This window comes from Endozoicomonas sp. ONNA2 (assembly GCF_024606365.1).
Taxonomy (GTDB): domain Bacteria; phylum Pseudomonadota; class Gammaproteobacteria; order Pseudomonadales; family Endozoicomonadaceae; genus Endozoicomonas.
Window position 1 is genome coordinate 1 of record NZ_JAHHPO010000846.1, and the last position, 3824, is coordinate 3824.

The following is a 3824-nucleotide window of genomic DNA, read 5'->3' on the forward strand; positions in this document are numbered from 1 at the left end:
GTCCTGGTTAGGCTATTTATAGCCAAAAAGTGGCAGGATCTGCCGCTGTACGTTTCGGCCTAAACAATCATTTCAACAAGAAGCGTCTTGATCAAAAAACCCAGAACACCAAGGCCCAGTGCTCCGAAAAGTACAAATGAACCCCACTTTCCCGCGTTGGATTTTTTCGCCAGGTCATAAACAATAAAGGCCATGAATAAAACCAGCCCGCTGATCAGGACCTGCAGCATTAGGGTTTCGAACTCAGCTACGTCCATAGAACCTCCGGGATTTTGCCCACATTTTTCTTTGTCGACATTGTAGGCACTTTATTGTTCAGTCGCCAATGTCGCATACCACTCCCCCCTGGTTGATGCTTCTGGTTAGGCATTGCGATTATCAAAGACCCTACATAGATTTGTCCCCGGACCGATATAGGTATCCAGAGAGTTTAACAATGATCTGTTCAAAGGCTATCCGGGGGTAGGTATGGCGCTCAAACTCAGGCTGATAGATATCACCAAATTGCAAAAATCCAACTATCTGGCTTCTGAATCATCAAAGGCTGCCATTCGAGAGGCAAAAGTGTTGTTGGATAAGCAGGAAGAGTTCATGAAAAACGGTGGCATGGACCGGGAAAAGTTACGTGCTTTTATCAATAGTGACTACTGGACATCTCGCCAAAAGCAGAAAGGCAGGGAAGAACTGCTCAGTTTTCATAATGAGTTAAAAAGCAATATGGCTAATGAAGCATCGGCCAAGCGCAAAGAACTCAGCAGTGCCGGCCGTCTGCTCAGTCAACGCAAAGTGAAAAAAGCAAGTACCGTCAAAAAGCGCTCCGGATATGTATAGGCCGTAAGTAGTTAACCAAATGAAATCCTGTTTGGCCAACGAATTAAACGGATCAATATCAAAAAAATAACTGCTTTTCAGGGATGAGCACAGCATGAATAACGTTAATGGCGTTACCACGACTAATGATATAAAAACTTTAAATCCGGCAGATATGAGTCAGCAGGACTTCATTGCTGCAGTTTATCTGGAACGTGGAGAAATGCTGGACTCGGAAGTTCGAAGAATTATTGGTGAAATTGATAAAAGTAATCAGTATATAGATACTATTAATAAGTTGATTGGCAAGGCAAATGTTGCCGAGTATGGATCAACCCATTATTCCTCCACCACATGGCAGGTTAAAGGCAACAATGTTGTGCTTGATAATGGTTATGGGTTGAATTTCCAACCGGATGGTAATGGTGGCAACACGTTCACCCTGCTTGACGGTAAGGGTAATCAGTTAATCTACCAGAACCAGACTCTCATACCTGTGCCTGTCGGCACCACGGTGGATGCACTGGAAGTTGGCATTCCCGTGATGAACGACATGACCTATATACTGGACGACGGCACTGAGATTACCTTTAAGGCCGGAACTCCGGATAAAGCATTCAATTCCTCGGACTTTTCCGGAGGAATGGCGGATATAACCTCGATTATCATTACCCGGGATAACCAGGGAATGAAAATCAGTAATGTCGATGTCGCCGGATCATTGGCCATCGGTTCCCCTACCATTGAGGCGGCAGTTAACCAGCCCGTAGCCCAACCGACTACGACCACGCAAACGGTACATGTTGCTGCTGGCGAGCTGACGACGTACGCGGCTTTCCACGATGATGAAAGTTACAACACCATTGATGTCACCCATGGAGGCAATGTACTCTCCACGTGGGAGGGGGTTATTAAAAATAAATCCCAGGCGGAACAGGCTGCCATACTAGCCAAGATAAAGTCGGATGGCGGGATGACGATTGACTGGGGGCTCGGTGAAACAGATTTAGCGGATAGTGAATATGATAAATCGTTTAGATATCAGCCCTACGCCGATGAAACGCTCTACCAATTTATTGAACGCGCTGTTAATCGCTCCAAACTGGATTTCCGTAATTATGTCAATGATGAGGAAGGCGACATAGACATACAGTATGTCAGTACTGATATTAACCTTCCCGCATACAGTTATCAGGAAGTGATACCGGCGACCAGTAAAACAGTCAGTGTCGTTCCATCCAAATATGTCAGTGACAGCAGGAATTTTTATAATTCGGAGGATTATGGGAGTATCAAGACATTCACTGATGATTATTTGTTAAAATTGCAAAATCAGATATTGCAAATGGAACTTTCTGACGAAAAGATGAAAGGACTTGAAAGAGAGTTGCAGACCAATGGCTATACCCTTAAATTGAATCTGGAGGATACTGATGGGGAAAATAACAGTTATACAAAGTGGTATAGCTACAAAATGATCTCCGGGGAAAGTTTAGATGATTTTTTTAAACGCATAATGGATGAATCTGCAGCAAGATTGAAAGCACACATATACTACCATAGGGATGAGGGAGATATTGATATAAAATCAATGTCTGCGTCCAGTATTCTGCCCGGATTCTCCTATGACAGGTATGCACCACCTCCACAGGCTGTTCCAAATGCCGAACGCCCAAAAAACAGCCATAGCCTCGATATCAACAATCATGATGGTCACATCCTGTATGAAGCCGGAGGCATGCACCAGTGGGAGTATGATGGCCGGGGTACCCAGGCGATCAGCAAAGCGAATCCCAATGATTCCAGCAATCAGGTATCCGGTTTTTTTGGCAGGAAGCTGGCGTTCAGTCAGGCTATCAATGATGAGTTTAACGGTACCACGCCGTTTATGACCCAGAAGGAGAAAGAACTCCTGACAAACATATTGAGGATTACCTATCCTGATGCCAGCGGTAGTGGTCGGCTGACTCCTGAAGAGTGGGTCAATTTAAAGAAGAGCCTGATTAATGCCCGGGATAATCTCAATGGCAACAGTCAGATTCAGACCGTTCAGCTGCAAAGGGCGATGCAGACGTATAATCAAAACTTTGATGCCATGTCCAACGCCCAGCAGAAGATATACTCCCTGCTCAGGGATATCATTTCTAATGTGAAGTAATCTGCTTAACCGGTATTGACTGAGTCGCAGTGAATGCCGGTTAATCAAGAATGATCCCCGGTTGACCGGCACCGTAGCGAAATCTGTTCATGCTCTTCAATATACTGAGTCAGTCCTTTTGAGTTCAGACATTGCCTCATTGGTTCAAGTTTAGAAAGGCCATTTGAACTGTAGTTGTAAAGAGTTGAAATTGTAGTTGGAATTCAACTCAACAGATCCGCCCTCTGGTAAGCAGCTGCCCGCAGTAATTCTATTGGTCCTGAGCCGCACTTCACCGCAATGACTGAATGAGTAACGGGTGTTCTTTCTGATAAAAAAGATACCTTCTTGAACGTTTTCTCCAAGACCGATACTGTCCAGACCATAAAGTATGGCTGAGCCTGCCACCTGATTTCGGACCTTGTTCGGGTCATCAATGGTTTTGTAAATGAATGAGCTGATGCGTTCTTGATTCAACTCTTTTCTTTTTTTGAAAGCAAATTCTGTTTTTGTGTTGTAGGTTTGATAAATGGGTTCTTGATAATAATCGATAGATGAAACATCGTTCAAAAATGGAGTTTTGTAGTCCGATGCTGTAACTGTGGAATGATCCGCTGATGAACAGGATATAAAGCCCAAGGTCATAGTTAAGTAGATTGTTTGGAAAATGTATTGAACAATAGTTCTTATATTCATGACCTTCATCCTTGAGTTCATTGAGTTATTTTTTTTGCATTTTTTTCTCCAGCTGGAATTTTTTGCTCTTTGAGATCCAGTGAATGGCCTGTTGATTTTATTTAATTCATCAAAAAACCAAACTTTTACAGCAAAATATTTTAAATGCACATCAGTATATTAAGCTTTTAATGAGCAAAAA

The 3824-nt window shown here is 43.3% G+C and carries 4 protein-coding genes; 2 read left to right on the top strand and 2 right to left on the bottom strand.

Features of this window, described 5'->3' with window-relative positions; translation table 11 throughout:
• Nucleotides 1-59: 59 nt before the first annotated feature.
• On the bottom strand, nt 60-257 hold the full coding sequence (locus tag KDK14_RS15030) for a DUF2788 domain-containing protein (protein WP_257265988.1): 198 nt from the start codon (nt 255-257) through the stop codon (nt 60-62).
• A gap of 211 nt (nt 258-468) precedes the next feature.
• On the opposite strand from KDK14_RS15030, the gene KDK14_RS15035 reads away from it, so the two are divergent.
• Nucleotides 469-831 (top strand): hypothetical protein, encoded by a 363-nt coding sequence (locus KDK14_RS15035; RefSeq protein ID WP_257265989.1) that lies wholly within the window; start codon nt 469-471, stop codon nt 829-831.
• Nucleotides 832-925: 94 nt separating this feature from the next.
• Complete coding sequence (locus KDK14_RS15040) at nt 926-2968, top strand: hypothetical protein (protein ID WP_257265990.1); 2043 nt, start codon at nt 926-928, stop codon at nt 2966-2968.
• 150 nt (nt 2969-3118) lie between these two features.
• Here the strand turns inward: KDK14_RS15040 and KDK14_RS15045 are convergent, their stop codons facing one another.
• Nucleotides 3119-3643, bottom strand: coding sequence for a hypothetical protein (locus KDK14_RS15045; protein ID WP_257265991.1), 525 nt, complete (start codon nt 3641-3643; stop codon nt 3119-3121).
• Nucleotides 3644-3824 lie beyond the last annotated feature (181 nt).

Coding starts and splice junctions, on each gene's coding strand:
- KDK14_RS15030 (WP_257265988.1), bottom strand. CDS start 257: ATGGACGTAGCTGAGTTCGAAACCCTAATGCTGCAGGTCCTGATCAGC.
- KDK14_RS15035 (WP_257265989.1), top strand. CDS start 469: ATGGCGCTCAAACTCAGGCTGATAGATATCACCAAATTGCAAAAATCC.
- KDK14_RS15040 (WP_257265990.1), top strand. CDS start 926: ATGAATAACGTTAATGGCGTTACCACGACTAATGATATAAAAACTTTA.
- KDK14_RS15045 (WP_257265991.1), bottom strand. CDS start 3,643: ATGAATATAAGAACTATTGTTCAATACATTTTCCAAACAATCTACTTA.